At 64.7% G+C, this 24844-nt stretch carries 21 protein-coding genes; 4 read left to right on the top strand and 17 right to left on the bottom strand.

Annotation, left to right across the window (positions count from 1 at the left end; translation table 11 throughout):
• Window positions 1-940: 940 nt before the first annotated feature.
• Entirely contained in the window at window positions 941-1459 is a 519-nt protein-coding gene (locus MTF69_RS41340) for a hypothetical protein (RefSeq protein ID WP_243341976.1), read from the bottom strand.
• A 1480-nt stretch (window positions 1460-2939) separates the two neighbouring features.
• On the opposite strand from MTF69_RS41340, the gene MTF69_RS41345 reads away from it, so the two are divergent.
• The 3 genes from MTF69_RS41345 (at window position 2940) to MTF69_RS41355 (ending at window position 6002) form a co-directional block, all read left to right on the top strand.
• Window positions 2940-3620 carry a TetR family transcriptional regulator gene (locus MTF69_RS41345; protein WP_243341977.1) on the top strand — a complete coding sequence of 227 codons (681 nt, stop codon included), beginning with the start codon at window positions 2940-2942 and terminating at the stop codon, window positions 3618-3620.
• A gap of 452 nt (window positions 3621-4072) precedes the next feature.
• On the top strand, window positions 4073-5248 hold the full coding sequence (locus MTF69_RS41350; RefSeq protein WP_243341978.1) for a cytochrome P450: 1176 nt from the start codon (window positions 4073-4075) through the stop codon (window positions 5246-5248).
• The gene (locus MTF69_RS41355) at window positions 5238-6002 is read left to right on the top strand and encodes an enoyl-CoA hydratase/isomerase family protein (RefSeq protein WP_243341979.1); all 765 of its coding nucleotides are present in this window, start codon (window positions 5238-5240) and stop codon (window positions 6000-6002) included. Before MTF69_RS41350 ends, MTF69_RS41355 begins: the two co-directional genes overlap by 11 nt.
• Before the next feature lie 600 nt (window positions 6003-6602).
• Here the strand turns inward: MTF69_RS41355 and MTF69_RS41360 are convergent.
• A complete protein-coding gene (locus MTF69_RS41360) occupies window positions 6603-6956 on the bottom strand; it encodes a hypothetical protein (RefSeq protein ID WP_243341980.1) in 354 nt (117 codons plus the stop codon).
• 87 nt (window positions 6957-7043) lie between these two features.
• Here MTF69_RS41360 and MTF69_RS41365 point away from each other — a divergent pair, with 87 nt between their 5' ends.
• Window positions 7044-7598, top strand: coding sequence for a hypothetical protein (locus MTF69_RS41365; RefSeq protein ID WP_243341981.1), 555 nt, complete (start codon window positions 7044-7046; stop codon window positions 7596-7598).
• Window positions 7599-7643: 45 nt separating this feature from the next.
• On the opposite strand, the gene MTF69_RS41370 is transcribed toward MTF69_RS41365, so the two are convergent.
• From MTF69_RS41370 to MTF69_RS41440, 15 genes are all read right to left on the bottom strand, one after another.
• The gene (locus tag MTF69_RS41370) at window positions 7644-7967 is read right to left on the bottom strand and encodes a hypothetical protein (protein WP_243341982.1); all 324 of its coding nucleotides are present in this window, start codon (window positions 7965-7967) and stop codon (window positions 7644-7646) included.
• Window positions 7968-8263: 296 nt separating this feature from the next.
• Entirely contained in the window at window positions 8264-8497 is a 234-nt protein-coding gene (locus tag MTF69_RS41375; RefSeq protein ID WP_243341983.1) for a hypothetical protein, read from the bottom strand.
• Window positions 8498-8556: 59 nt separating this feature from the next.
• On the bottom strand, window positions 8557-9003 hold the full coding sequence (locus MTF69_RS41380) for a SufD family Fe-S cluster assembly protein (RefSeq protein WP_243341984.1): 447 nt from the start codon (window positions 9001-9003) through the stop codon (window positions 8557-8559).
• A gap of 6 nt (window positions 9004-9009) precedes the next feature.
• Window positions 9010-9204, bottom strand: coding sequence for a hypothetical protein (locus tag MTF69_RS41385; protein ID WP_243341985.1), 195 nt, complete (start codon window positions 9202-9204; stop codon window positions 9010-9012).
• 25 nt (window positions 9205-9229) lie between these two features.
• A complete protein-coding gene (locus MTF69_RS41390; protein WP_243341986.1) occupies window positions 9230-10462 on the bottom strand; it encodes a cytochrome P450 in 1233 nt (410 codons plus the stop codon).
• A gap of 506 nt (window positions 10463-10968) precedes the next feature.
• Window positions 10969-11808: a hypothetical protein gene (locus MTF69_RS41395; RefSeq protein WP_243341987.1), complete on the bottom strand. Its 840-nt coding sequence runs from the start codon at window positions 11806-11808 to the stop codon at window positions 10969-10971.
• Window positions 11809-11868: 60 nt separating this feature from the next.
• Window positions 11869-12144, bottom strand: a complete 276-nt coding sequence (locus tag MTF69_RS41400; RefSeq protein WP_243341988.1) for a hypothetical protein — start codon at window positions 12142-12144, stop codon at window positions 11869-11871.
• A gap of 228 nt (window positions 12145-12372) precedes the next feature.
• Window positions 12373-14193 carry a DEAD/DEAH box helicase gene (locus MTF69_RS41405; RefSeq protein WP_243341989.1) on the bottom strand — a complete coding sequence of 607 codons (1821 nt, stop codon included), beginning with the start codon at window positions 14191-14193 and terminating at the stop codon, window positions 12373-12375.
• Window positions 14194-14660: 467 nt separating this feature from the next.
• On the bottom strand, window positions 14661-15557 hold the full coding sequence (locus tag MTF69_RS41410; protein WP_243341990.1) for a hypothetical protein: 897 nt from the start codon (window positions 15555-15557) through the stop codon (window positions 14661-14663).
• Between the two features lie 278 nt (window positions 15558-15835).
• A protein-coding gene (locus MTF69_RS41415) for an IS5 family transposase (RefSeq protein WP_243341991.1) occupies window positions 15836-16767 on the bottom strand; the annotation gives its coding sequence in 2 pieces (ribosomal slippage) (window positions 15836-16351 and window positions 16354-16767; 930 coding nt in all).
• 55 nt (window positions 16768-16822) lie between these two features.
• Complete coding sequence (locus MTF69_RS41420; protein ID WP_243341992.1) at window positions 16823-17287, bottom strand: hypothetical protein; 465 nt, start codon at window positions 17285-17287, stop codon at window positions 16823-16825.
• Between the two features lie 89 nt (window positions 17288-17376).
• Window positions 17377-17673, bottom strand: coding sequence for a VRR-NUC domain-containing protein (locus MTF69_RS41425; RefSeq protein ID WP_243341993.1), 297 nt, complete (start codon window positions 17671-17673; stop codon window positions 17377-17379).
• Window positions 17670-17999: a hypothetical protein gene (locus tag MTF69_RS41430; protein WP_243341994.1), complete on the bottom strand. Its 330-nt coding sequence runs from the start codon at window positions 17997-17999 to the stop codon at window positions 17670-17672. Before MTF69_RS41430 ends, MTF69_RS41425 begins: the two co-directional genes overlap by 4 nt.
• Window positions 18000-18348: 349 nt before the next feature.
• A complete protein-coding gene (locus MTF69_RS41435) occupies window positions 18349-21522 on the bottom strand; it encodes a hypothetical protein (protein WP_243341995.1) in 3174 nt (1057 codons plus the stop codon).
• Between the two features lie 304 nt (window positions 21523-21826).
• Window positions 21827-23668: a phage/plasmid primase, P4 family gene (locus MTF69_RS41440; protein ID WP_243341996.1), complete on the bottom strand. Its 1842-nt coding sequence runs from the start codon at window positions 23666-23668 to the stop codon at window positions 21827-21829.
• Window positions 23669-24844 lie beyond the last annotated feature (1176 nt).

Below are 24844 nucleotides of genomic sequence, written 5' to 3' on the forward strand. Positions count from 1 at the left end.
GACAGATGCCGCGCGTCCCCCACCAGATCGCTCACACACCACCAACGACCCAGAACCCAAACCGTTTCGGATCAATATGCGGGGGCTTCGCTGCTCATCCCGCCGGTGTAACGACCCGTCAGGGCGGCACTGCCGCGTACCGAGCCTGATTCGATGCCCTGATCGCCAGGAGGCAGTCAGGGCATCGTCGTCTTCTCATGCGGAGGACTGTGCTTCCTAGCGGGCCTGCAGGCCCATCAGTCGCGTGCGCAGCTGGTGCAGCCGCTCGATCTCGATCAACTTGCCACCGAGAATTACCACTCACCAGATAGACGACGCCAACTGACGTTCCTTGCGACCCTTCTTGGCAATTGGCACGATGTACCCGCTACCCATGCCGGGGATAGAGATTGCATACCAGATCCACACAGTACTGCCGATCCGCACGAATCCCTCGACCGTAACGAACTTCATGCGAACCGGATCACACGGACCCTTTTGACTACAGGTCCATCCGCACGCCTTGCCGGTACAGTACGTTCGGAGAATCATCCCGTCGAACTCGATACGCGCCCATTCAGGGAGCGGCGGTCCGTACGGAGATACATGCTGCACCAGTTCCCTAATGGCCAGACGCTCCACCAGGACCACCACCCCTCTTGTTAAATTAGGCCCTACTCGCCGCAAACTGCTCACCGGTTCGTTCGTGGCTTCTGCCCCTAGAAGGCGACGGTGTCGAAACCGAACTGCGTGATCTCGGGGAGCTCACCGCCAGGCGTCACCCGGGACCGGCGTGAGCCGGTCCACGCCATGTCTGCCATCGGCCTGGGTTCGACACCCGGATCAGCTGCACTGATCCCCCTTGTTGCGAAAACGCAGCACCGTAAAAGCGACACAGATCAGACGACCCCGCCGGCAATCTGGCCGACGGGGTCGTCTGATGTACAAAGACCGTGGTCCCTTACGCCGCATCATTGTCATCGGACTCACCTCGGCCAAACAGGAATCCGCGAACCTCGCCGTTCTTCATCATGTCCTGCAGATGCGCCAAGAACACCGCACGCTGCGTGGCCCGGCGATCGGCCAAAGGCTCGTACTCGCGCACTACCTTCAGATTTACGACCCAGCCGTTTTCGCGAGAGAGGGCCTGATCAAGCTGCGAGTCCGGCACGACGGCCATCCCGGTGAAGTCGTGATCGAACTCGGGCGCGATGTCGAGGCGTTGATTCGGTTCGTCGATGTAGAGCGTGTCGACGCCGACCTGCTGGCCGACCTTATCGAATGCCACGAGGAACACGCGGTCCGCCCTGCTGGTGTTGTCGACGTGGACCGCTGCAACGTTGGTGTCACCGATAAAGGTCGTCTGCTTGAACCGCTCGTACACGCGGGTACGAGCCTCATGGCACCACATGATGCGCCGGGCTTCGTTGAAGCCTTTGAACTCGTCAGAGCCCGACGCTTCTGGGTGGGGGTGGACCATCGGTGCGCTCCTATATATGCGAGATCCGGGAGGTATGCGATGCCAAGGGGCGTCTTGGCTACGCCATCTAGTCGGCAAGCTGAGCCGGCAGCTCCTGTACGAGCAAGCCGAGTTGGGCAGCTCAGTGCTGAGCAAAGGCGAGCCGAAACTGCTGAATTCCTTCGTGAACGCCCTGTCAATGCTCCGCCCGGAGCGGTCGTCGCCAGAAGTAGATGTTCAGCGGCCAGGCCAGGTCAACGATGGCCTGAAGGTACGACTGGCGGGAGCCGCGAGCAGTCCTGACGATGAGGCTGGCGCTGCCGCCACGGCTCACGAGGGCGCCGGGTTGCCGCCCACAGAGGGGCTCCCCGACCCCGAAGTCAACCGGCGGAAGAGAAGCGGGGTCATCCACTTCGCTAGGCCAGACCGGGCACAGCCCCGGCGCTTGTGGGTCTACGCAGCGCTCCAGCACCTGACCCCCCATCGTTCAGCATCCCCCTCCCAGCAGCAGTGAGCTGGGAACGGCGTTTTGGTCGCCCCTTGGTTCTCACGCACGATCGCCCCACGCCTACGGTCTCCCCCCGAGGACCAGTACGACTCATTGGGACCGGCTGGTCCTCTTCTAACGAGGACCCTCCACCCCTTCTTCCCAACTACCCAAAAAGGGCTCAAATCCCCTGCCAGATCGGGCATCAGTTCACTGGGGTGCCGGAGGACGACTCCCGAACGCCGGAGGATTCGCAGGCCCAAAAGGCATAAAATGACCGACTTGCCCGAGTCTACGCGGTCCCCATGGGGACTACTTGGTCTACCCTTTCGGCGCCCAGCATGGGACTCTAACTACGGACACGTCAAGTAACTAGCGATCACGCCGGCGCAGGGAGAGGCCCAATGGACGCCGATCGGCAGCGAGTCGGACCCGTCGACCCCCTCGCGTCACCCTTGCGCGCCTTGCGCGAGGGGGTCGACGCCTGCGCTGCCCTCGGGCAGGGATCCGCCGCGTCGCTCTCACCCCTCGGCACCCACACCGGGAAGGTCTCCACCCATGAAGCGAGTCAGTTCGGCACGAGCGCGCCCCCGTGGGGGAAGCACCGGCAACTGATCGGTGCTGTTGAAAAGTACGGGCAGGCCAGGTGAAATGTCCCAGTCTCACTGCGGAGGAAGAATGTCCCCCGACACGAACCCTTTCGGCGTCTATGGTCTGCCCAGTCTGTCCAGGACCGGGAGCTGGACTGCTGCACTGCTCTCCGGATACAGGATATGTCCGGCGGAATGCGACTCCCTGGAATTTTTCGAAGCGAGAACCCCGAGCGAAATTCGCACACCTGTCACATGCTTGCACTGCGGCAGGCACCTAGAGACAGTTATCCTGCATGCAGTCGTCATATAGATGCCCGCACCAGGAAAATTCGAAGCCACGCTCAGCCCTCCATCAAGGGGCGCCGAAATATCCCAGAAAGCACACCTCGTGACCGACTCTAATCCCGACAATACTTCCACCGTGCCCAAGACGCGCAAAATTCAGCAGCGGACAATCGATGGCCAGGCACGCATCGCCGCAGCCGCCGCCAAACTGTTTATCAAATATGGCTACCGAGGCACCTCGGTCAACGACATCATCGCAGAGGGCGAGTCAAGCAAGAATTTCTTCTATAAATACTACCCGAACGGCAAGAAGGACGTAGCTGCAGATATTTCATTCAACTCGACCTGGGATGGACTACAGGATCAAACACTAATGGTTCAGGAGATGGTCGACATTGGAATGATCCTGTCCTACAGGGTGCGCACCGAGGACCGAATTCTTGCGGCACTGAGGCTCTCCTTCGAGCCAGGCGCCACGGAAGAGTACGGAACACCATGGGGGGATTGGGTCACCTTCAACACCGGGCAGATCAGGACAGCCATCGAGAGAGGCGAAATCAGGCCCCACGTCGTCCCAGAGGAGCAGGCTCGACAACTCCCAGGCTTCTGGACTGGACTGATCCTGACTGCAGGCGTCCTCGACGGGAATTACGAGAACGTAGAGCGGCACGTATTGACAGGATACAAGAACCTGATGAAGGCGATTGCAACCGCCCAAGTTCTCCCCGATATCGACTTCTCCGTAAATCGCGGAGAAATGCTCTACACGCAATTCTTGAGGGAACGAGAAGCCCGGCAGAGTTCCGCTGCAGAGTGAAGAGCGCACCCTTAAGTCCGGGGCAGAACCCTCCCACCTATCTTTTGAGGAAGTAGCGGGCTGGATCGCCATTCGCATTAACCATCCGCACCGTGCGCAACCCAGCTTACGAAACTCGACCGACAGCCCCCATTCGCGACCACTTGTCCGGAATGCGGGCCGCACATTCCTCACCAACCGCCCTCACGCGGTAAACGTGATGCACGCAACAATCGCGGCAGTCTCCTCGTGCATGTCCGTTCAGAAGCAGGGGTATGCTCTGATCGTTAAAGATGTTGATCTTGCGAGGAGAAATGAAATTGAGCTCCGCCACTGCCGCGCCACCCAAGAGTCGGCGCGAACTAGTTTCGCTCTTCTCGAAACTTCGGAAGGGTGCCGGCCAGGCGAATCCGCTCCCAATTTACGCCGAGTTGAGGCGGGCCGGCGACATAATCTCCGTCCCGTGGGGCGGAATGCTGGTGAATTCCCACAGCCTGGCTCAACAGGTTCTCCGCGACAAGCAATGGATCGTCCCGGACCGTGCATGGCGCAGTCAGCAGGGTGCGGGCACACGCTGGAGCTCGCCCGCTTCACTGCAGATGAGCCAGACGCTGCCTCTCCTGAACTCCCCAGCCCACACGCAGATCCGCAGGCCGCTGGGCAATATCTTCAACCAGGGCACACTTGCTGACTTGCAGCACTCCACCGAAGAGATGGTCGAGGTACTCCTCGATGAGTTCACCGATCAACTGGTCGACGGGCCAGCCGACTTCGTTGCCCTGGTGAGCGAGAAGCTACCCATCATGCTCATCGGCAAGTGGATGGGGCTTCCCTCGCAAGATCATGACCTACTGCGCAACCTGACCCACGACCAGGTCCACACGCAGGAGCTCTTCCCAACCGCCAGCGAGATACGCGTCTCAGACGCTGCAACAGCTCGCCTCCAGGCGTACTTCACCAACCTCATCAGGGACCGTCGGAGGACTCCCGGTGATGATCCAGTCTCCACCTGGATCCGAACCTGGGACGACCTAGAAGGCAGCCCCGCCCGTACAGACGCCACCGTCCACGCACTTGCTGTCTTCATGGTCCTCGCCGCCCTGGAAACCACGTCACACCTGATCGCCAATGCGGTGCGACTGCTGCTTGAGAACCCCACCCAGTTAGCCCTCGTGCGTCAGCACCCTGATCTCGTACCGGACGCCATTGAAGAAGCACTTCGCTATGACGCCCCCATCCACCTGATCAGCCGCGTGGCGACCGCCAACACCGAACTTGGCGGAATCTCCATAGCCGCGGGTGAGACGGTGCAACTCCTGATCGGCGCCGCGCACCACGACCCGGAACACTTCACCGACCCGCACACCTTCGATGTCCGCCGGCGGCGCGGCGGAGCCGAGGACGCCCCTGCGTCACGCGTGACCTCGCATCTGGCTTTCGGTGCAGGAATTCACTACTGCCTGGGCAACGCCCTTGCCCGTATGGAAGCAACCGTCCTACTCACGGCCCTACTTCGCCGACCCATTCGGCTGCGCCTGAGCGCCCCCCCACGGTGGGCTCCCCGAGTGGTCTTCCGCCGCATCACCTCCATGCATCTCACCCTCGTTTCAACCGGACACGAATCGAGCCAGCGCATTGATGCCCGCTGACCTCAAAACCCTTCATGTGACAGCCGAAGGACCCATACTCAACATCCAACTCAACCGCCCCGACACAGGCAACAGCATCGACGGCCAGATGCTCACCGAACTGCTGGAGGTCCTTCGCGCCATGGAGGACGACCCGGCCATCCGAGTGATGGTGCTGTCTGGAGCCGGCAACGACTTCTGCAAGGGGGCCGACCGCTCCGAGTTCTCCACACTGCTGGAGATCGACACATCGGGCTCCGGACTACGCGCGCTCAACGACAGGGCACAGCGAGTGTGCTCGACACTTTCGCAGTTGGGCGTGGTGACCATTGCCCGGCTGCACGGTGCTGTCCTGGGTGCTGGACTGGGCCTGGCAATATTTTGCGATCTGCGCGTCGGAGCGGACACCTGCCGCTTCCGCATGCCGGAGGTCGGGCTCGGCCTCCCGCCGGCCTGGGGCGGCGCCCTGCCCCGGCTCGCCGAGGAGGCAGGGCAGGCACAGGTGCGTGAGCTACTGCTCACCGCCGAGTCGTTCAATGCTGCCCGAGCAAAGCAGCTGTCCATCTTGCATAAGGTCGCATCCGTGGGCGACCTGGATGCTGCCGTCGCCCGCTGGGTTAAGCCGATCGTCCGCCGTAACCCCGCCACCATGCGGATCACCAAGAGCATGCTCAACGCCCGCGCCCGAGCTGCAGAATTGTCCGTCGGTGGGTACCTCGATGCAGCACTGTCGTCGGCGGCCATGCATGCAGAGCCGCCGACATGTTCTGCATAGGCGCCGGCGGGCCCGTGCCAGAGGCTGACCACACAGCCCGGGGATCAGTCGTCGCGTGTGCGCCTGCCTCGACTCAGAACGGCCTCGCTGCGCTTGGCCGAGGCCCTACGGGCCCGGCTCTCAGCTTCGCTTCGAGTTGGAGTCCTGCGCTTCTCTCCGGACTGTTCCGGTTCCGCTGCGCTCCACCGGAAAGGCTCGCGATGCGGGCCAGAACCCCGCACTGTGCCAGGGAGATGAACCCTTGGCGGAGCAGAGCAAGCTTTAGGTTTTGTCAGGGCTCATGGCTTCTTTGTCACACGGTCCTCGACTGTCGGGTACGCAAGGAGGAACGTGCTTGATGTCAACGGTTCCTCTGCCGGTGGGCTGCGATACTTGATCGCAGCGGAGGCACCTAACTTGCCATTCTTCTATGTGTTCCATCGTCTCGTCCCTGGTGACTTCTGGCGCCGACGCCCGTTGATGCGCTTCTCTGCCTGGATGCCGGAAGCACGGTGATCAACTGTGCTGGCGATGCGTATGAGCTTCCGCTCGGGCAGTCCCCGCACCCACCTATTGCCTGTCGATCGGCGCTAGAGGGCGGCAGGGGCGCGGCGGTGGCGACTAAGGCTGCTCACGTGCGAGGGGTTCGTGATCGCGGGCAGTAAAGGCGGCGGCGGTCTCGCGACCGGTGTCGAGTCGGACTGCGGCAAGGGCAAGTGCGGTGGCCTGCTGCAGCAGGGTGTGAGCGGTGCCAGCTGTGGAGCGGCTGGGGGTGGCGGCCTCGAGTTCGGCGGCGTACCGGACAGCCCGGTCGGCGAGGCTGTGGGCGTCGCGCGCGAGGTCGGCGGCCTCGCTGGCGTGAATGCGCTGAAAGTGGGATCCGGGGCTGGTCAGATCCGCGGCGCGGTCCCGCATGGCCCCAGAGGGGGTTTCGCCGCCGTCGGGACCAGCCGTGCGGAAGGTTGGGGTGCTCATGAGGGGCTGCTCCCGGCTTCGCGTGCGGGGGTGGGCGGCGGCATCTCTACGAGGCGGCCGGTGCCGGCACGGCGCGGCGGTCGCACGATGAGCGACTCGACCGCAGAGGGCACGCGGGAGACGGAGAACCGGCGGCTCATGGACACGGTCACCACGGTGCCGCTGCTCTCGACCGTCGGAGATCTGGCAGCGCTGCTGGCCCGGCTGCCCCAGGACATGCCGCTCGTCCTGGACGAGCACACGCGCGTCACGGATCCGAGCGACACCGGCCTGGTTCAGGCGATCACGCCTCGGATCGTCGGCGTCGTCCCGCACGTCGGCCCCGCCCTGCAGTTGGGCCTGGTCTACGTGCCCGACGCCGAAGAGAGCGTGCGGGCAGCCGCGGCCGCTCGCTTCGACCTGCCGCCGCACAACCCACTGGCCCGAGCCGAGGTCCTCCTGAAGCACGGCTACGTCGTCGACGGGCTGCTCGACGCGGCCACCGTCCTCGACCACATCGCGCTGCTGCTGGAGAAGACCGGCCCGGACTGGCTGGAGTACGACGGAGCCGACGCCCAAGCCCTCCAGGCGGAGGCCGACCGGATCCGCCACGCGGTAGTCCAACTCCGCGCGCTCGCACCCGGCGCGGAGTTGCCCACGTGATTACTCGGCCAGCATCAGGCTCGGCGCTGACCAAAGAGACAGAATCTAGCTGTCGTTGTCGGCGGTGAGCATGTAGGCGGTCGGGATGTTGCGGAGGAGGTGCCGCTTTACGTCGGGTGCGGGCCGGGTGACCCTGCGGGTTCTGTCGACGCGGTCGTCTCGTCGCAGAGCTTCGGTGGAACTCTCGTCGAGGAGGACGTCACGATGGGATGTGGAGTGGCCGATGGAGGGCAGGGTGGTGCCGGTCAGGTTCTTCAGGCAGGCGGGCGAGATGCCGATCAGTCGTACACGGCGGCCGAAGTTGACGCCCTGTGCCGTAGGGGCGGTGGTGGGAATCTCGCCGACGGTGACGTTCGAGGCGCCGGACATGCTGATGCCTTCCTGGTGGGGTGGCGGCCCGGGGTTTTTCGGAGCGCGGGCTGTGGGGCGACCCTGTGGGAATTGCGGAATCATGGCTGACAGTTCAACCGTCTCCGAAAGCCCCCATACGCACATAGTCAATGCGGGACTTGGGCGTCCAGCAGTCGTTGAGGGCTGCGGCGAATTTACCGAGCCAAGTTACCCTGCAGCCGTAGATCGTCTGGATAGTGACCGCGCAATTCTTCCCGGGGTGGAAGATGGCAGACCAGCAACTCGCCTGCTCATCCTCTCCTTGGGTTGTCCAGTCAGCACTTCTCGGGGTGTTCGTCAATCGGCTGAACAGTGTCCAGATCGACGACCTGGCCCACTCGAAGGGCGTTCAGTCCGCGCAGCATCGCGATTTCACGCTTGCGCTCCGTGATGCCCGCGGGGCTCAGGGGCCGGCCGTCCTGCCTGAAGTTGCCCTCTTCCAGCATCTGTTCCAGCGTGTTCTTCCACTGGTTGACCTGATACTGCGTGATCTTTTGCGTGCGGGCCATGAGTCAGTCCCCCCTCAAAAGGGCGTGATGTGGGTTGGATGTTGTGCGTGATGGTGGAGTTAGGCGCGGGGGTTCAATGCCATGTGTCGGCGTAGGCCCTGCCCTGCGCCGGCGAGGACGTCAGTGACCTCTTTGGGAAACGTCACGTAGACGAAGTCGAGGGACGTTACCTTGTCGAACAGAAGCATCAAGGCCTCATGGCGCGGGATGCCCCGGCTCATGAGGTAGAACAACTCCTCCTCGTCGAGCACCGGCTGCCCTCCGAGCGAGTTGAGGGTCGCGTCGGGATCCGACGCGAGCTCCATGGGTCGCTCGGCCACGACGTACTCGTGGGGCCAGAGGTGCAGGTCGCCTCCAGGTGTGGCGATGACAACCTGCTTCGGCGTGATGCTCGTGCTGCTTATCCTGATTGCCCCCGAGTTCAGCTCGTGCGGGCGGGCTCGCCACATGCTGAGGGGCGGGATCCGGAAGCGCGACAGAAGCTCGGTGCACGGCTCCTCGACCACGATAATCTAAGCCCCCTCGTCGGGGATCTGCTTGCCGTCGTGCTCGGGGAAGTACATCGACGGCTCGGAGCCCACGGAAGCGGCGATCTCCCAGCCGTCGTCAACGGCGGCGCGCTGTCGCTCTGCGTCCCAGGCCAGCCATTCGGACGTGACCTCGGTGCGACGGGCGTCTGCGTACTTCTTCGGAGGATGAGGGCGCATGAGCGGTGCTCTCCTGTTGGGGCGATTAGACCGCAGTGGAGCCCAGCCGAACGGGGAGCCGCTGGTGGCCGTTGCTGATCAAGGAGCCGAGCGGCTCGAGCTGATCGGCGGGGACGGCGAGTTCGATCTGGGGGAAACGGGTGAACAGCATCCGGAGGCTGGTGGCGATCTCCAGACGGGCGAGGGGGGCGCCGAGGCAGAAGTGCACCCCGTGGCCGAAGGCGAGGTGGCCCTGGCTGGGGCGGCGTACGTCGAAGGTGTCGGCGTCGTTGTGCCAGTTGGGGTGGCGGTTGGCGGCCGCGTAGGAGGCGAGGATGGCCTCCCCCTGGGAGATGGTCTGTCCGTCGGGGAGTGTGATGTCGTTTACGGCGTAGCGCAGTGGGAGGTGCTTGACGGCCGGTTCCAGGCGCAGGGTCTCCTCCACGACATCGCTCCAGTCGGCACGGCCGGCGCGGACGTGGCCGAGCTGCTCCGGGTGGGTGAGCAGCAGGCTGAGTGACTGGTCGATGACGTTGACGGTCGTCTCGTATCCGGCACTGACCATCAGCAGGAGGGTGTCGCGCAGTTCGGTGTCTGACAGGCCGCGCCCGTCACCCTCGTCGTCGCGGGCGGCGATGAGGAGCGAGGTCATGTCGTCACCGGGATCGGCGCGCCTGGCGGCGATCAGGCCGTCCAGGGCCGCGTAGAGGCGGCCGGTGTTGGCCGCTTGTGCATCAGAGCTGAGGGTTGTGTCGAAAACGCCGTCGACGACGGCGCGAAAGCCCGCGCGCTGGTCGGCCGGCACGCCCATGAGGTGGCCGATCACGGCGATCGGGAGCGGGTAGGCGAGGTGCTCGCGCAGGTCGACGGCCTCCCCGGCGGGCAGGGCGCCGAGATCGTCGAGGATGCTCGTAACGATGCCCTCGACAACGTTGGTGAGGTCGGCGACGCGGCGCGCGGAGAACGCCGGCGCGATCATCCGTCGCAGCCGGCGGTGGTCGTTTCCGAACGCCGTGAACATGTTGCTCACGCCCACCCACAGGGCGAGTGGCCAAGTCTGTACGACCTCCTGGAAGGCAGGCCAGTGGGCGCGGGCGTCCTTGGAGACGTCCGGGCCGGTCAGCAACCTCTTCAACACGTCGGGGTCGCTGATGGACCAGGCGGTTACGCCGAGGACGTCGACAAGCACCGCGGCTCCGGCGTCGCGCAGTTGCTTGTGCTCGGCGTGATGGTCGGCGCCGGTGGGGTCAAGGACGATCGGAGCGAAGGGGTGGGTCATGTGGATCTCCTTCAGGCTGTGGTGGGGAAGTGGACGGGGAGGCGGTCAGGGCGCAATGGAAGGGACCGGCCGTCTTGTCACGTCGGCGGGCTTGGTGTCTGGTTGGCGGCCGAGGCGTGTCTCGGCTGGTGCATTGACGGGTCTCATCGGTGTCTTGCTCGAGGCTTCGGCGATTAGCGTCGCTTTCGCGTCCGGCCGGTGGCAGCAAAGCGTCTCCGCGAGACACCACCGGAACCCGGGGATGCCCATGCCGAGACGCCGACGTATCAACAGGGATCAGGCCGGGTGCACGAACACCCGGCCTGTTCCAGCGTCGATCCCACACCCGGGTCGGCTATGCCGACCCATAGGCCGTCTACCGGTTGCCGTGTGTCCCGTCTCATCCGATCTTGCCGCCGGACAACGTCCTAACCTGCGTGGAGACAAGGCCGAGCGAGACGCCGAAGCCCCGTCGTCGCTTGATGCTGTCGGCTAGGCACGTTTCCCCGCCTCTGGGGCGCGGCGGGTCACGCGGTGTCTCCGGGGTTGGTTCTGGCATCGAGGGCTGCGTGGACCCGGGCGACGGCGTCGCGGCGGCCGGCCATGGCGTAGGGGTTCAGGCCGGTGGTCTCGCTGCTGAGGGCGGCGAGTTCGGTGTGCACGGCGTTGAGGGCGGCCCCAGCCTGATCGGCGCGCTGCTTCTCCTCCCGCCACTGGCGGTTGCGGAGGCGGATCTGCGCCCACAGATTCTGAATCTGGGTGGGGTCGGCGCCGCTCGCGCGGAGGCCACTGCGGAGAACGTGGAGTTCGGTCTCGGCAATCTTGGCCCGGCGGCGCTGTTTCTTGGCGCTCCGCTCGGCTTTCTCGGAGCGTTTGCCGATGAGCCTGGTGAAGTGTGCTGCTGCGGAGACCGCCTCCTCTGCATCCTGCTCGGCGTCCTCGACGCACTTCCGCAGTCGATCTACCTCGGCAGCGGGGTGGACCTGGGGCTCCGCGACCGGCGGCGTGAGGTCGTCGCGGAGTGCCTGGGCCCGCTCGGGTTCCAACTCCAGCCAGTACGGCTGACCATCGGGCCCGGAAAGGCAGACGATGGTGGTGTCGTCGTCGCCGTGGAGGACGTCGCCGTAACCCCAGCGGAGCGGGACCGGGTCGTCGGCGGCGGTCGGGTCCGACCCGCCGGTGGCCTGGCGGGAGGCTCGGTCGTGGCGCCCCTCGGCGAAGGCGGGGCTGAGCGTCTCCTCTGCGGTGCACAGGATGACCAGGACGGCGTGCGTGGCGGCGAAGGATTCAGGGTCGGTCTTGAGGTCGTCGATGAGGTCGGATATCTCGTCGACGTGGATACGGCGCTGGCCGTCGATGCGGTCCATCGTGGGTCTCCGGGGTGTGGGGGCCGCCCGGGCAACGGGGCGGCCCACGAGGGGCGAAAGTCAGGTGTTGTCGGCCATATGCCGCAGGTCTGCAGCCACGACGGCGAGGACGTCCGCGTCCGGCAGGCCACCGTCAGTCGCTTGTCCGCCCTGTTCAACCCAGGCATCGGTGAGGGCACCGATGGGTCCGGCGAGGTTGGCGAGGGTGTAGCTGAGGTCCAGCAGCACCTCGCGGAGGGAGCTGGTGTTGCGCAAGTTGTCGATTTCGGCGAGCGCCTGGGAGGTGATCCGGAGCATGTGGGTCTCGTTGTCACCGAGGTGGATCAGGTCCGTCATGGTGTTCAGTTCCTGACGTTGGGCCCGCCCCGTGGCCGAGCAGAGTGGCTGGTCCAGCCGCTGCTGACGAGTACCGCCCGTAGTCCGTCGCGGGTCGAGTCGTCGGGGCAGTGATTGCCTTCATGAGGAAGTCCTCTTCGTCATCACGTGTGTTTGGTGAGCGGTCGCCAAAGCGACGGCCCGGCTGTGGGATCACAACCGGGCCGTCCGTTGTCGGGTGGATGTGGGTTAGACCCTCTCGGCAGCCCAGAGGTCGTTGAGGTCCTCGCGGATCTCTTCCTCTAGGGCGGCAAGAAGCGCCTGTTCGGCGTTGAAGTCCCCGGACACAGCCTCGATGAGGTCGTCTTGGACCTGCTGCTTACCAGCGAGCACTGAGGGCATCCGCTCGTCCTGCGTGCCCTTGGCGATGAGCCGGTGGATGGTCACCGGCTTCGTCTGGCCCGTGCGGAAGAGCCGGCCGTTGGTCTGCAGGTAGTGCTCGAGTGAGAACGGCAGCGTGTACCAGATCATCGTCGAGCCGCCGTGCTGCAGGTTCAGACCGTGCCCCGCGGCGGCGGGGTGTAACAGCATCACCGGGATCTGCTTGTCATTCCACCGGCGGACCATGTCGCGCGAGCCGTCGAAGGCCTGCGCGTCGATGCCGGCCTTCCGGAGCCGCGTGAGCAGCTGCTCCTTGTCGGACTTGAAGTGGTAAGCGATGAGCAGGGGCTCGCCGCCGTTGTTCCGCACCAGGTACTCGGTCATCTCGATCTTCTTGTCGTGGATGACCTCGTACCGGCCCTTCGTGGTCGGATCGTCAGGATCCGCGGTGTAGAGCGTGCCCGAGGCGAACTGCATCAGCTTGCTTGTCAGCACCGCCTGGTTCGAGGCAACGATCGATTCGACGCTCTGCGTCAGCTTCCCGTCGTCGTCGGTATAGGTCTGCACGATGTCTAGGACCAGGTCGCGCTTGAAGTCCTTGTATGCCTGAAGCAGGTCCGGGGGGAGCGTGACATTGACGTCTTGGATGCTGAGCGCCGGGAGCTGCAGGCTCGTGTTCTGGGCGCTCATCACCAGGTGTGAGATGGCCTGATGGATCTCGGACTCGGCGTTTGCCGTGGGGATCCACTTCGCCGGCGTCGTGGTGCCCGGCACCATTTTCGGCGTGAACCAGCGGTTGCGGAACGCAGTGATGTTCTGGCCCAGCGTCTGGCCCTGGTCGAGCAGGTAGACCTGGCTCCACAAGTCGTGGAGACCGTTAGGGCTGGGCGTTCCCGTCAGTTCGATGAGTCGGTTCATGGCTGGCCGCACCGTTGCCAGGGCCAAGAAGCGCTGGGAGTCGTGCGACTTGAACCCCTGGGACTCGTCGATGATGACTGTCTGGAAGGGCCAGATGATGGTGTTCCGGCCGTTGATGTTCTGAACCGGCAGCTGGTCGACCAGACCGAAGCGGCACTGAGCGCAGCCTGCGCCGGAACAGGTTCGGCAGTCATAGGCTTCCCACGTCACCAGGGCCGACTTGAGCAACTCCTGGATCCAGGTGCGAATCTTGGCCTTGGCGGGGCCCCGGTTGTTGGTGTTGCCGGCGACCAGAGCGCGGTACTCGTCGATCACCTCGTCTTGGCCCAGTGGCCCCCGTGCCTGGAGCAGAACCAGGATCGCCATCGCCTCCGGTGAGATGGTCGGGGCAGGCACTGCGCCCGGCACCGGCGTGATCAACTTTGTCTTCTGGGACGGCTGAGTCAGCAGCTCCTGGTTGATGAAGTACATCGTCGGCGGATCGGTGGCGACCTCCTGGAAGCGCCTCAGGCGCCTGGCCTTGGCGAGCTTCCTGTCGTTCTCATCGACGATGAGCGACTTCGTGCGGATGGGAAAGCCCCACTTCTCGATCTCGTCGATCCAGGTGGAGCGGGCGATCGCCACGGGCGCTATGACGAGGATGTGACCCATCGGGCGGATCGTCTGCAGGACACTGAGGGTTGTGAGCGTCTTGCCAGCCCCGACGCCCAGCCATGCGCCCGCGAAGGGGTGGTCAACTAGAAAGTCGTGGATCTGCTGCTGATGCGACATCAGCGAGATTGGGGATGGAGCAGTAGCCGTAGTCATGTCTCTGGTCCTGACTGATCTTCCAGTGGCGGTCAGACATCTCATGCTGTTGGGACGTCAAGCGGGCTGGGAATCGATGTGGTGTGACCATGCGGTTGCTTGGTCGTAGTGAGTGAGGGTTCCGAGGCGCTCGGCGCGCTGTCTTTCTTAGAGACGGCGGTTGCCGGGTGGACACCGCAGTGCTAAGAGAGCTCGGGCCTGGAGGCCGCCGGGGCAGTCCACACGCAAGGCGGCGTAACCGTTGGAAGGTGTGGGTGCAGAGAAGGGGCCCGGTGACGATCCGCTCAGCGGCATCGACGTGTCCGCCGGCGGTGGCAAGGAGCCGCAAGGCGCGAGCCAGGCCGACGCTTGGGAATTGGCGGCTGTGGCAGCGGCTCAGCCCTCCGCCACCACCACATGCAAGCCAGGGGTCAGCGAGCGCGCGGCGGCGGCTACTGATCCTCCGTGACGACGTAGTCTCCCTCGATCTGTTGAGCGGCCTTGATGGCGTTGGCAATCCACCAGCGGTCCTGGCTGGCCTGCATGGCCTGGTCGGTGGGAATGCTGTGTTGGTCGGCGATGGCCCACAGGGTCTGGTCGCCGGCACAGTCGATGTCGTTGTGGACGTGGTCGGGGTCGGAGCTCTCGCAGTTCCAGCCGACGAGGACGGCCCAGAGCAGGGAATCCAGCTTGTCGGCGGCCCAGTCGCGGGAGTCAAGAGTGATGCGGGTGCGGAGGTTTTCGAGGGCGGTCTTCGCTCCGAGGAGGGCGGGCACCGTGAGGTTGTAGCCCACGGAGTAGGTGCGGGCCAGGCTGCGGAGGTCGGGCACGTCGGCTTCAGCGTCCCAGAGCCGGTCGTACAGCTCTGCGAGGGACTCCTCAGTGTGCTCGGCCAGGGGGAGTCGGTGTTCAGGGTCGGTGACGGGCGGGGCGGCTGGCAGCACACCGGTCTCGGTGAGAAGGTGCTGCTCCCATAGGGCGGCGAGGAGACGGTGCCAGCGCTGTGGGACCGGGGACCAGCCGCACGGGCAGGCCACGGACCAGCGGCCGGAGGGCAGTTTGAGGCGGCGCGGCCAGTGGCTGGTGACAAGGTCCTTGTGGTCGGGGCAGATATGGCCGCCCGCGGGGAAGATGCTGCCCGTGCCGAGGGTGCACCAGCCTTCCCCCGACCACTCGGGGCGCATGGGCGAGCCGGCCATCGTCGCCATGGCGTCGAATTGACGCAGACACCCGGGCAACAGGCAGGTGCGCAACACTGGGGCGTTCGTGAGGGAGTCGATGTGGACGTACAGGGCTTCGAGCTGGTCTTCCGTCAGGTCGTCGAGCGGGATGCGCTCTTCACGGATCACGGTCAGATCTCCTCCGTGGCGATGTGCAGGTGCTGGTGCTGGTGCTGGTCAGGCGGAACCGGGCGAGGGGAATGCGGGTGCAGGTGCAGCGGCCAGGCTGAGCCAGGGCCGTAATCCCAGCCGATACCCAGCTCGGCGGTGGCGTGCGTTTCGTCGATCTCGCAGATCCGCAGACTGACACAAGCGGACTATCAACCAGGCCTCACGTTGCGATGGTTGGCCCCGGTCGGCCACCTCTGGATCACGGTGCTGATATCCGCTAGGACTTGTCCGGTCGATCACGTGCGGAGCCATATGGTGAGGGCTGCGAGGGTGGCGGTGCCGAGGTAGACGTAACGGCGCTTGTCGTAGCGAGTGGCCACCGCCCGGTGCTGCTTCAGCCGGTTGATGGCCCGCTCGACGACGTTGCGTTTCTTGTACCGCTCTTCATCGAAGCCCGGTGGCCGCCCGCCGCGTGAACCTTTGCGTAGGCGGGCGGCCCTGCTGTCCATCTTTTCCGGAATCGTGTGCCGGATGCCCCGATGCCGTAGGTAGTCGCGGCACGGCCCGTTGCTGTAGGCCTTGTCGGCGGCGACGCTGTCGGGCTTCTTGCGTGGCCTGCCTGGCCCGAGCTTCGGGACGCGGATCTTTTCCAGAACGGGTTTGAACTGGGTGCAGTCAGCCCGCTGACCTGGTGTGACGATCAGAGACAGCGGGCGGCAGCGGCCGTCCGCGCTCAGGTGGAGCTTGGTGGTGAACCCGCCGCGAGAGCGGCCCAGGCCCTCACTTCCAGCACCACCTCCACCAGGCGGGCGTGCAGACTCTGCCACGCAGTTTCGCCCTGGTGTTCTGAAACTTCGCCCCCCTTTGAGGCGGGTACTGGCGGCGCGTCGGTGCGGGCGCCGGCCGCATGCTGATGAGCCCGCACGATGGTGGAGTCAACCGAGATGTCCCAGTCGATCTCACCCGCCGCATCAGCGGCGGCCTGAACCTGCTGGAGCAGTCGCTCCCAGGTTCCGTCGCCCGACCACAGGCGGTGCCGTTCGTAGACGGTCTTCCACGGACCGAACCGTTCGGGCAGGTCGCGCCACTGCACGCCGGTCCGCACCCGGTGCAATATCCCGTCGATTACCTGCCGGTGATCCCGCCACCTGCCACAACGCCTGTTGCTGACCGGCAGGAACGGCCGTAGCCGTTCCCACTCCGCATCGCTCAGATCACCCCGCCCCATGCCCACATCAACGACCCGGACCTACGCCCGTCACAAGATCACACGAACCTGGCTCTCAGTCCGCGATGAAGGGTGCGTATCCGACCGGGACCTCGCTCACCTCAAGGTCTGAGAAGAGCAAGGTCAGATCGTGTGCGTTGGTCTCAATGTGAACCTCATGGAAGTCGATCCCTACAGCCTTCGACCAGCGGAGGGCAGCCTCCGACTTGAGACGAAGCTCGGCTCCGTACAGCTCGTGATGGTTCGCGCCCCAGACGTAACCGTCGAGGTCGATGGCGGTTTCGCCGTCGAGGAGCCGGGCGTCCAAGGAATCCCGCCAGGTCTCCGTGGACAGGAACGTCTCGCATCGGGCCTCGACGCAGTACCGGAAGAGATACCGAAGGTAGGTCGACGGGCTCTGGGGGCCCTCCCACACGTTGATGATGACCTCGTAGTCGCGCATGTAGGTGGTGTATCCGTGGTGCACGACAAGGGCTTCGATGGGCTCGTTCAGCGTCCGCTGAAGTTCTGCGGTGTCCATTCCGCCCTTCTACCTCACTTGGCAAGCCCTTCGACAGCGAGATTCACAGCGTTAGGTACACGTCGGCTCAGAGATCGACCGGACAAGTCCTAGTGGGACGGGGACTCAAGGAGGTGCGCGATGAACGCATCGACGCTCGGCTTGTCGTCGACGACGTGAACCTCGGCCCCGTGCCGGCGCAACTTCGCGTGCGTGAGCTGTTGCAGCTTCCGCAATTGGCCGCCGGGGCGTTTGACCTCGACGAACACGGTGCCTCGGGGGGCGACGACGATCCGGTCCGGCACTCCCCTGCGGGCCGGCGAGACAAACTTCAGACACAGGAGGCCGTGTGCCCGGCAATGGGCAAGGAGGTAGCCCTCAATGTCCCGCTCACGCGGGGACGTCATCGGCTCTCACCCGTCTCGTCCGAAGAGGTCGTCCGCGCGCCGTACTTCAGCTCGCCGGGCGAGACGAGCCGGAGGCCTGTGGAGTGGGTGTGCATTCGGGAGACGCTGAGGGTGAAGCGCTTCGTGCCGTAGTGATCCCGGACCTGGGCCTCCCCGTCAGCAACGGACTCGATGACGACGTGGTGGCTGCTCTGTCGGGTGTCGAGGTTCTCCCAGATCTGGCCCCGATGGACCAGGATGCCCTCGCAGGTGGTGTTCTTCTCCCGCTGAGCCTGGGCGTCGTCATCCTGGGCGGAGGCGTCGGCCGTCACGGCGTCGGACACCATCTCGTACTTCTTCAGGAATGAGCCAATTTCGGTGATCGTTCGACGCCGCGCTTGATGATGGACCGAGCGCCGGAATCGGTAGGGTGAATCGACGTAGATGACCTTTGTCAGGACCCCGTCACTTTTGCGCCGCCAGCGCTGATCGGGCTGGACTGATTCGGTCGCGGCACTCACAACTCGTCGCCACCTTCAGATGTGTGGACGGTGCGTGTGGTCTGGAACATGTCTCTCGATTCTCTAGCTACGGCGAGCCAGACTCGCCTTCATCCCAAATTCGACTTGGGCACCGAGCAGCGTCGTGCCGACACGGCCCGGCACCCGGTGGTCCGGTGGTGGTGCGGGCGCCTGATCAGGCGGCGTTCTTCCAGTTCTTGGTGAACGTCTCGTCGAGCATCCGGGTGTAGACGCCGAGATCGAGCGCCGCGATGAGCTGCTCGACCCGGGCGGGCGGCAGTGCGCGGAGGTCGTCGTTGACGACGACCAGCGACCAGTACGGATCGATGCCGTTGATCCGGCGGATCACGGCGTCCTGGTCATCGGGCAGCAGCCTGAGGCCGTCGGAGGTGCTGGCCTCGCTGCGGTTCTTCGCCCACCCGTGGTGGCGCAGGATCTCCAGCGCGATCGGGTCACGTCGTACCCCGGCGCTGCCGGACTCGCGCCGCTTGCTCTGGCTGGACGGGTTCACCTTCCATGCGCCGGCGTTGTGCAGGCTCACGGCACCGTCGGTGCCGTCGTGGACGACGAAGACCCGGTTGACCATCTGCAGGGCCCGCGGGTTCGCCAGCTGCGCATCGGCGTCCTCGTTGTCGTCACGGTCGGGCCCGGCGCTGACCGGGTCGGCGGCGAACGGGTAGGTGATCGATCCGCGCGAGGCGGCGAGGACGTTCTGGAACAGCAGCAGTGTCCGCACGGGATCGGCCGGGTCGATCGCCTCCTCGATCACCTTGCGGCCCAGCGCGGGATCGAACGGCTCGGCAAGAGCCTCCTCTCCCCTGCTGGCGACAGCCTGCAGGTAGCGGGCCAGGGCGAAATCGATCACGGCCGGGTGGGCCAGCGACTTCGTCGGGGTAGGACCCGCGTGGCAGGCCAGTGTCCCGCCCGAGGCGGTGATGATCGGGCTGTCGGCGACGCAGCGATCCTCACCTGGCGACTCCAGCTCGAGCCGGTTGTTCGAGTCCTTGCTGATAAGGAACATCAGCTCCGGTTCGATGTCGATGCCGATGGCGGCCTGCTGCTCGGCGAGCACCTGGTTGTTGGTGGTCTCATCGAAGCCGTTGTCGCCGCCGACGACGGAGTAGAGGCCGTCGGTGTTCGTCGAGATGATCCGTGCTCCGGCCAGCGTCTGGGCCTGCCCGATACGCCAGCTGAACAGCTGGCCTATGATCCGCATCGAGATGGTGCGGTTGTTCATCCTGATCGGGGTTCGGTGCGCGGCGTCAGCAGCTCCGGAGGCCGAGTTGAGGATCAGCTTCGTGCCGTTGCGCAGGGTCGTGAGCCGGGCCTTCTCCTCGGCGGGGATCCCTGGCTTCTTCATCTCGAAGCCCAGGCGTTCCTTCTCGAAGAAGATCGTCGTGTAGCGGTCCTCGCCCAGCTCGGGATTGTAGAACGCCCTCATGTTGCGCAGCAGATTCGGGTAGTAGCTCGTGAAGTCCTCGTGGATGACAAGACCTGCCGAGGTCCGCGCGTACTTCGGGTGCAGCTTGGTGGACCTGTCGGTCTTCGTGGTGAACAGATCGGGCGCCCTCCTCGCTGGCTCATCGCGGTAGACGGCCTTGACCGCAGAAGTGACGGCCAGGACTACCTTGCCGTCGAGCACGGTCCCGTCGGCCAGGCGCACGTGCATCGCCTCGGTGTCCGGACGCTGAGTGTCCAGCAGCTGGGCCGGATGCGGCACGTGGGCCTGCGCACGCGCGAGCTGTTCAGCCTGGTCCGGGTCGTCTTTCTTCGGCTTGCGGTACTTCACCTTGTTCGGGTCCGAGCCCAGCAGCACGAGCCGCTTGTCGACGGCCGTGCCGTCGGGCAGCGCGAGCAGGTTGTGCTGGCGCTTGGCCTCGGCGACGAAGTCCTTCGCGTCCGGGTAGAAGAGCTTGGCGAGGCCGATCATGGCTGCCTGTTCCCGGTGCTCGAAGGAGTCGGCGTCGAAGACCTTCATGTCTGCTTCCGCGCCGTGGATGCCGCCGGTGCTGAACGTCGCGAAGCACGACGACGGGGAGGCGTCGCGGTGGAAGTAGGGCACGTTGTTCGGTGTCTTCGGCAGCTCGCGCAAGGACTTGGCCGGAAGGTCGAACAGGTCGCTGTACTCCTCGGAGTCGTTGAAGTTCTGCCCCTCGATCGAGCGGTAGTAGTTGACGACCTGGATGAACTGGCCGTGTGCCTTCGCTTGCGCCGGCGTCGCGGCTGGGTCCTTTGCAGGGTCGGGGGCCACGTTCTCCTCGAAGAAGCGCACGCACTCGTCGAGCACGTTGACCTGGGACATGCCTCGCTCGTCGGCAACTTCCTTGGCCGGGTAGAGGAACGACACGGTCTCGATGTCGTTCAGCGAGGTGTACGGCGCGAGGATGCGGCCGACGAACTTCGCGGAGGACGAGTCGATGGTCAGGCGGTCCCGGCGCACCGAGCCGTTCTTGGCGTAGACGGTCTCGGAGTACTGCGCCAGCAGGCCGGCCTTGAGGTCGAAGTTGCTTGCGTAGGCCGGGTGCTGGAAGAGCTGCGCCAGTCCCAGGCAGTCGGAGACGTTGTAGGCCAGCAGCTCGTAGAGATCCTCGATCGCGGCGATCGAGGTGTCGTGGCTGAGCTTTTCGGACTCCTTGATCTGGCGGCCGAGCATTCCGAGCAGGCGCTTGAGGCTCACCTTGGTCTGCAGCTCGTTCAGACGGGCGACGTCCAGGTGCCGACCCGAGTGCATCATGGCGCGGCGGATCTTGGCGGCCGGGCCGTCCCAGCCGAGGTAGCCGGGCATGTAGTCCATGTGCTCGTTGAACAGCTTGTCGTTGTGCTCGCGCATCTCGCGCGCGGTGGTCGGCTGGACAAGACGGCCGGAATGCGGAGCCGGGAAGGTCTCCATCAGGTACAGCGCGAGCATGGTCATGTCGTAGTTCAGCGAGTTGTACCCGGCCAGAAACGGGTGCTTCAGCGGGTCGTACTCGGGATCCGTGTCGCAGACCGGGCGCAGGGTCGCCGGATAGGACGAGACCTCGCTGCGGTCGTTGACCTGGTCCGCGTTCGAGAGGCCCATCAGCTCGGCGAGACGGAGGTTGCTCAGCTCGCCGCGCAGGTTCCACAGCTGGACGCTTACCGCGGGCAGGCCCGGGTTGGAGCGCACCACGGCTTCATAGAGCGCCTGCGGGTCCACGGCGTCGGAGAGCTGCTGGTCGTCGGCGAGGAAGAAGATCTCCAGGTCGTCGACGGCTCTGTCGGGCTGCGGGGTATAGGCGCACAGGGTGAAAACGTCCGACAACGACTCGATGTCGTAGAAGGTGAAGCGCGCCTTCGAGGCCGTGACGGGTGTTCGCTGTGTGGTCATGGTGGAGATCTCCTTTCGTCGGTCCGACCATCACGGCCGGTGTCTGGGAAGGATGCGCGCGGCCTCAGAGGGAGTCGCGAGGAGAGCGCCAGCGGGGGTATATGCGCCGTGACGCCTCGCTCCTGAGCGAGGCCTCCTCCACGAGGTCCGTTGTGATCTGGGTGAGCAGACGGTGCGGTTGGTGATCCGCGGCTCGCACGCGACGTCGGACATCGCCGTCGTCAGGCAGTTCTGGACGCAGGCGAGTTCCAGCGCGGGCTGGGTGAGTTCGCCGTGTGCTTCCGAAGTTGTGGCCATGGGTGCATCAGTCTTGGTCGTCAGCGGTGTCGTCGGCCGGGGCGGACGCGCCCGTCTGCCGGAGCAGTCCGCGATAGTTGGCCTGCAGTATCGGCTGGGACTTCTTCTTCGGGTCACTGCCGGTGTAGCTCGGGTGCATCCACTTCTTCAGCTCGTACTCGGCTATCAGCACCTCGGGGGTGTGCATCATCTGGCCGGGCCGGATCTTGCGGTTCTTGTCCGGGCAGTGCCACAGGGCATCTGGCCGGACAATCGCCACGAGGTCGGTGATGAACTGCTTGTTGCTCACCGGCAAGCCCGACGGTGAGACGTCGGCGAACCAGGCTTTGTACAGGTCGTAGAGGAACGTGAACGGTGCCAGGTCCCAGACCAGCCGCCCGCGGAACTCTTCCCAGAAGGCACGCACGGGGTCGTTGGCCTCCTTGTACTCGGCCAGGACCGCCTTGGTCGCCACCGGCTCGGAGAGCTGGTAGTAGTCACCCGGAGATGACGCGCCGGCGTGGTTGATGGCGTACCAGAAGACGTACTCCAGAACCTCACGGCGCTGGAGGTAGTCGTCCTTGATGTACTTCTTCTCAGCTCCGGTGAAGCTCTTGGTGAAGGGCACGAAGAGCTGCCGGCGATAGAACGACTCGGACTTGTCCTTCACGCGCGGGAACTCGTTCAGGCACTGGACCATGAAGCCGAAGAACTGGTAGGCGATCGGCATCCGGTACTTGCGGTTGATCTGGATGACGTCGTTGGTCACGATCGCCTTCAGGTTGGCGGCCTTGTCGATGAAGGTGCCGACATCGTTCTCATCGACGATGATCGCGTTGGCGCGTACCAGCGGTTCGAGCGCGAAGTCCTTGCCGAAGTCGGAGAGCGGAATCGAGGTATGCGCGCCGCTGCCGACGAGGTTGCGCATGAGCGCGCAGAGCGTGCCCTTACCGTTGTTGCCCTGCTCGGAGTAGAACCAGGCGGTCTTGCCCCAGCGCACATGCGGTCGGATGATCGCGCCGATGATCTCCCAGATCAGGTCGGCGAGGCCCTCGTCACCGGCTTGATCGAAGAGCTCTTCGATCCAGGCGACGACTTCCCAATCTCCGTCCTCGGGGTGCGTGATGACTTGCTGCGGGGCGTCGTCGACGTAGTCGACGTCGTTCTTTGTCAGCAGCACGATGGCGGGGTCGAAGGGGTGGACCTGCTTGGGCTCGAAATGGAAGTCCCTGCCGAAGATCGTGACGTCCAGCGGCTCAGTGCCGTAGAAGACGACACCGTTGCGCGCGGCGATGAAATCGCGGTTCATGCTCTGGTGCCGGCGCGGGCTGTCTTCGCGCAGGACGGCCAGGACCTCGGCGAACTCCTTAAGTGTCAGCTGGGTGTTGTACATGCGCGCCGCGGTACGGATGTCGTCCTCGCTGGTGATGTACGTCCCACGCGCGCGGCCCGTGGCCTGATACATCGCCAGCAGGTCGTACTCGCGGTCGGTGTCCTTGGCGTTGGGCGCGATGCGGATGACACGGTGCAGACGCAGGAGGATCTGCGCGATCTGCCAGTACGTCAGGTATCTCGGCAGGGGGTACTTCTCAGCGGCCATGGTCGCCTTGAAGTTCACGGCCTTGGTGACGCCGCCCACGATCGCCAGTAGCTCCTTCTCCAGCACGCGAGGCGTCGGAGGATCAGTCGGGTCGATCTGATCGAGGTAGGCGGCCGTGACGTAGGTGACGATCTCGTTCTGCGGAGCCATGTCGTCGCGGTTCGAGAAGTACCCCATGACGCTGGCCAGGACGTCGGCCACGGGGTTGGTGCGCGGTCCGGCGTTGGAACCGGCGGCAGGTACGGATCCGGGGGCATCAGGAGACGTCATGTTGCTGCTTTCTCGATCGTGATCGAGTCCTTGTCGGCGATAAGTGGGAAGCCGATTGGACTCGTAATCGAATAGAACGTGATCTTGACCCTATGTCACCGGAGTGCCCTCTTGCAACGATTCAGGCATCAATCAAGAGGTGAGTCCATCGATGCCCCCAATGGTGATCGAAAGGGCTACCAGCAGGGACTGGAGAGGGTGCGGAACCGCCACGGCCACGCCGCACGCGTCGCGAGCCCGGATGGGACGTGAGAGCCAGCGACTCCGTGGGACATGCTCCCGACGGAATCACTGGCTTCTCGCGCTCGACCACACACCCGCGGGCGGCGTGAGCCGCCCGGCCTGCGGTCGAGGTTCGGAGGAGTTCTTCTGACCGGGCGAGCCAGCTGCCACCGAGAGCATTGACTGGACGCTCCCCGGGGGATCCCCGAATACATACCATCTAGGGGTATACGGGCTGTGTACCACTTGACGTGGTACACACGTCTTCCCAGGTCAGAGCATTAGCTTCGGGAGTTCAGGAGCAGGGTGTACCACGTGGCATTTTCTACGTGGTACACGTATTTGCCCAGGTCAGACAGTGTCTATATACCCCCCGTACCACTTGTACCAGAAAATAGAGACTAGATACACGCGCAGGGAGATAAGGGCGCAGACTGGCGAGTGGGGCTGGAGCTGCCTGGATCGCTCCCGAACGCGTCCCCTATGCAAACGGCCAGAGAAAGGTGGTACTCGTGGTACGCGGGCGGGAAACGCTGGTTGACCGGGCAAAACGTCGTACCACACCGACGCTCCCACGTGGTACACCCGATGCAGGGAAGGGCCTCGCGGGACAGGTGTCTGCCCAGGTCGAGCACGGTTCTCGGGGTGTACCACGTCTCGTGGTACAGCTGGCTGCTCGATACACCCTCCTGCGACCAAGTCAGGTCAGACTTCCACGCCGAGGCCCCGCGCGACCCGCCGGCGGTGCGGCCGAGCCTCAACTGGGCTGGAAACGCATGGAACATTCCCCTCGCCCCGAGGCTCACAGAAGGCTCCCGACGCGCTTCTAGCGCGAGTCAGAGCTCCGTCCGAGTCACTCATCCATGAGGTTCCACTGGACGCGATAGGGCATTGGGCAGACATTCGCCGCTCATTGCGAGTGATCCACGACAGCTGCTATCGTTGACGCCAGGT

Origin of the sequence: Streptomyces sp. AP-93 (assembly GCF_022808175.1) — a bacterium.
GTDB lineage: Bacteria > Actinomycetota > Actinomycetes > Streptomycetales > Streptomycetaceae > Streptomyces.

Excerpts from the sequence above, each read along its gene's own strand:
- MTF69_RS41340 (WP_243341976.1), bottom strand. The coding sequence starts at position 1,459 with ATGGTCCACCCCCACCCAGAAGCGTCGGGCTCTGACGAGTTCAAAGGC.
- MTF69_RS41350 (WP_243341978.1), top strand. The coding sequence starts at position 4,073 with ATGCTGGTGAATTCCCACAGCCTGGCTCAACAGGTTCTCCGCGACAAG.
- MTF69_RS41355 (WP_243341979.1), top strand. The coding sequence starts at position 5,238 with ATGCCCGCTGACCTCAAAACCCTTCATGTGACAGCCGAAGGACCCATA.
- MTF69_RS41360 (WP_243341980.1), bottom strand. The coding sequence starts at position 6,956 with ATGAGCACCCCAACCTTCCGCACGGCTGGTCCCGACGGCGGCGAAACC.
- MTF69_RS41365 (WP_243341981.1), top strand. The coding sequence starts at position 7,044 with ATGAGCGACTCGACCGCAGAGGGCACGCGGGAGACGGAGAACCGGCGG.
- MTF69_RS41370 (WP_243341982.1), bottom strand. The coding sequence starts at position 7,967 with ATGTCCGGCGCCTCGAACGTCACCGTCGGCGAGATTCCCACCACCGCC.
- MTF69_RS41375 (WP_243341983.1), bottom strand. The coding sequence starts at position 8,497 with ATGGCCCGCACGCAAAAGATCACGCAGTATCAGGTCAACCAGTGGAAG.
- MTF69_RS41385 (WP_243341985.1), bottom strand. The coding sequence starts at position 9,204 with ATGCGCCCTCATCCTCCGAAGAAGTACGCAGACGCCCGTCGCACCGAG.
- MTF69_RS41390 (WP_243341986.1), bottom strand. The coding sequence starts at position 10,462 with ATGACCCACCCCTTCGCTCCGATCGTCCTTGACCCCACCGGCGCCGAC.
- MTF69_RS41395 (WP_243341987.1), bottom strand. The coding sequence starts at position 11,808 with ATGGACCGCATCGACGGCCAGCGCCGTATCCACGTCGACGAGATATCC.
- MTF69_RS41400 (WP_243341988.1), bottom strand. The coding sequence starts at position 12,144 with ATGACGGACCTGATCCACCTCGGTGACAACGAGACCCACATGCTCCGG.
- MTF69_RS41405 (WP_243341989.1), bottom strand. The coding sequence starts at position 14,193 with ATGTCGCATCAGCAGCAGATCCACGACTTTCTAGTTGACCACCCCTTC.
- MTF69_RS41420 (WP_243341992.1), bottom strand. The coding sequence starts at position 17,287 with ATGGACACCGCAGAACTTCAGCGGACGCTGAACGAGCCCATCGAAGCC.
- MTF69_RS41425 (WP_243341993.1), bottom strand. The coding sequence starts at position 17,673 with ATGACGTCCCCGCGTGAGCGGGACATTGAGGGCTACCTCCTTGCCCAT.
- MTF69_RS41430 (WP_243341994.1), bottom strand. The coding sequence starts at position 17,999 with ATGGTGTCCGACGCCGTGACGGCCGACGCCTCCGCCCAGGATGACGAC.
- MTF69_RS41435 (WP_243341995.1), bottom strand. The coding sequence starts at position 21,522 with ATGACCACACAGCGAACACCCGTCACGGCCTCGAAGGCGCGCTTCACC.
- MTF69_RS41440 (WP_243341996.1), bottom strand. The coding sequence starts at position 23,668 with ATGACGTCTCCTGATGCCCCCGGATCCGTACCTGCCGCCGGTTCCAAC.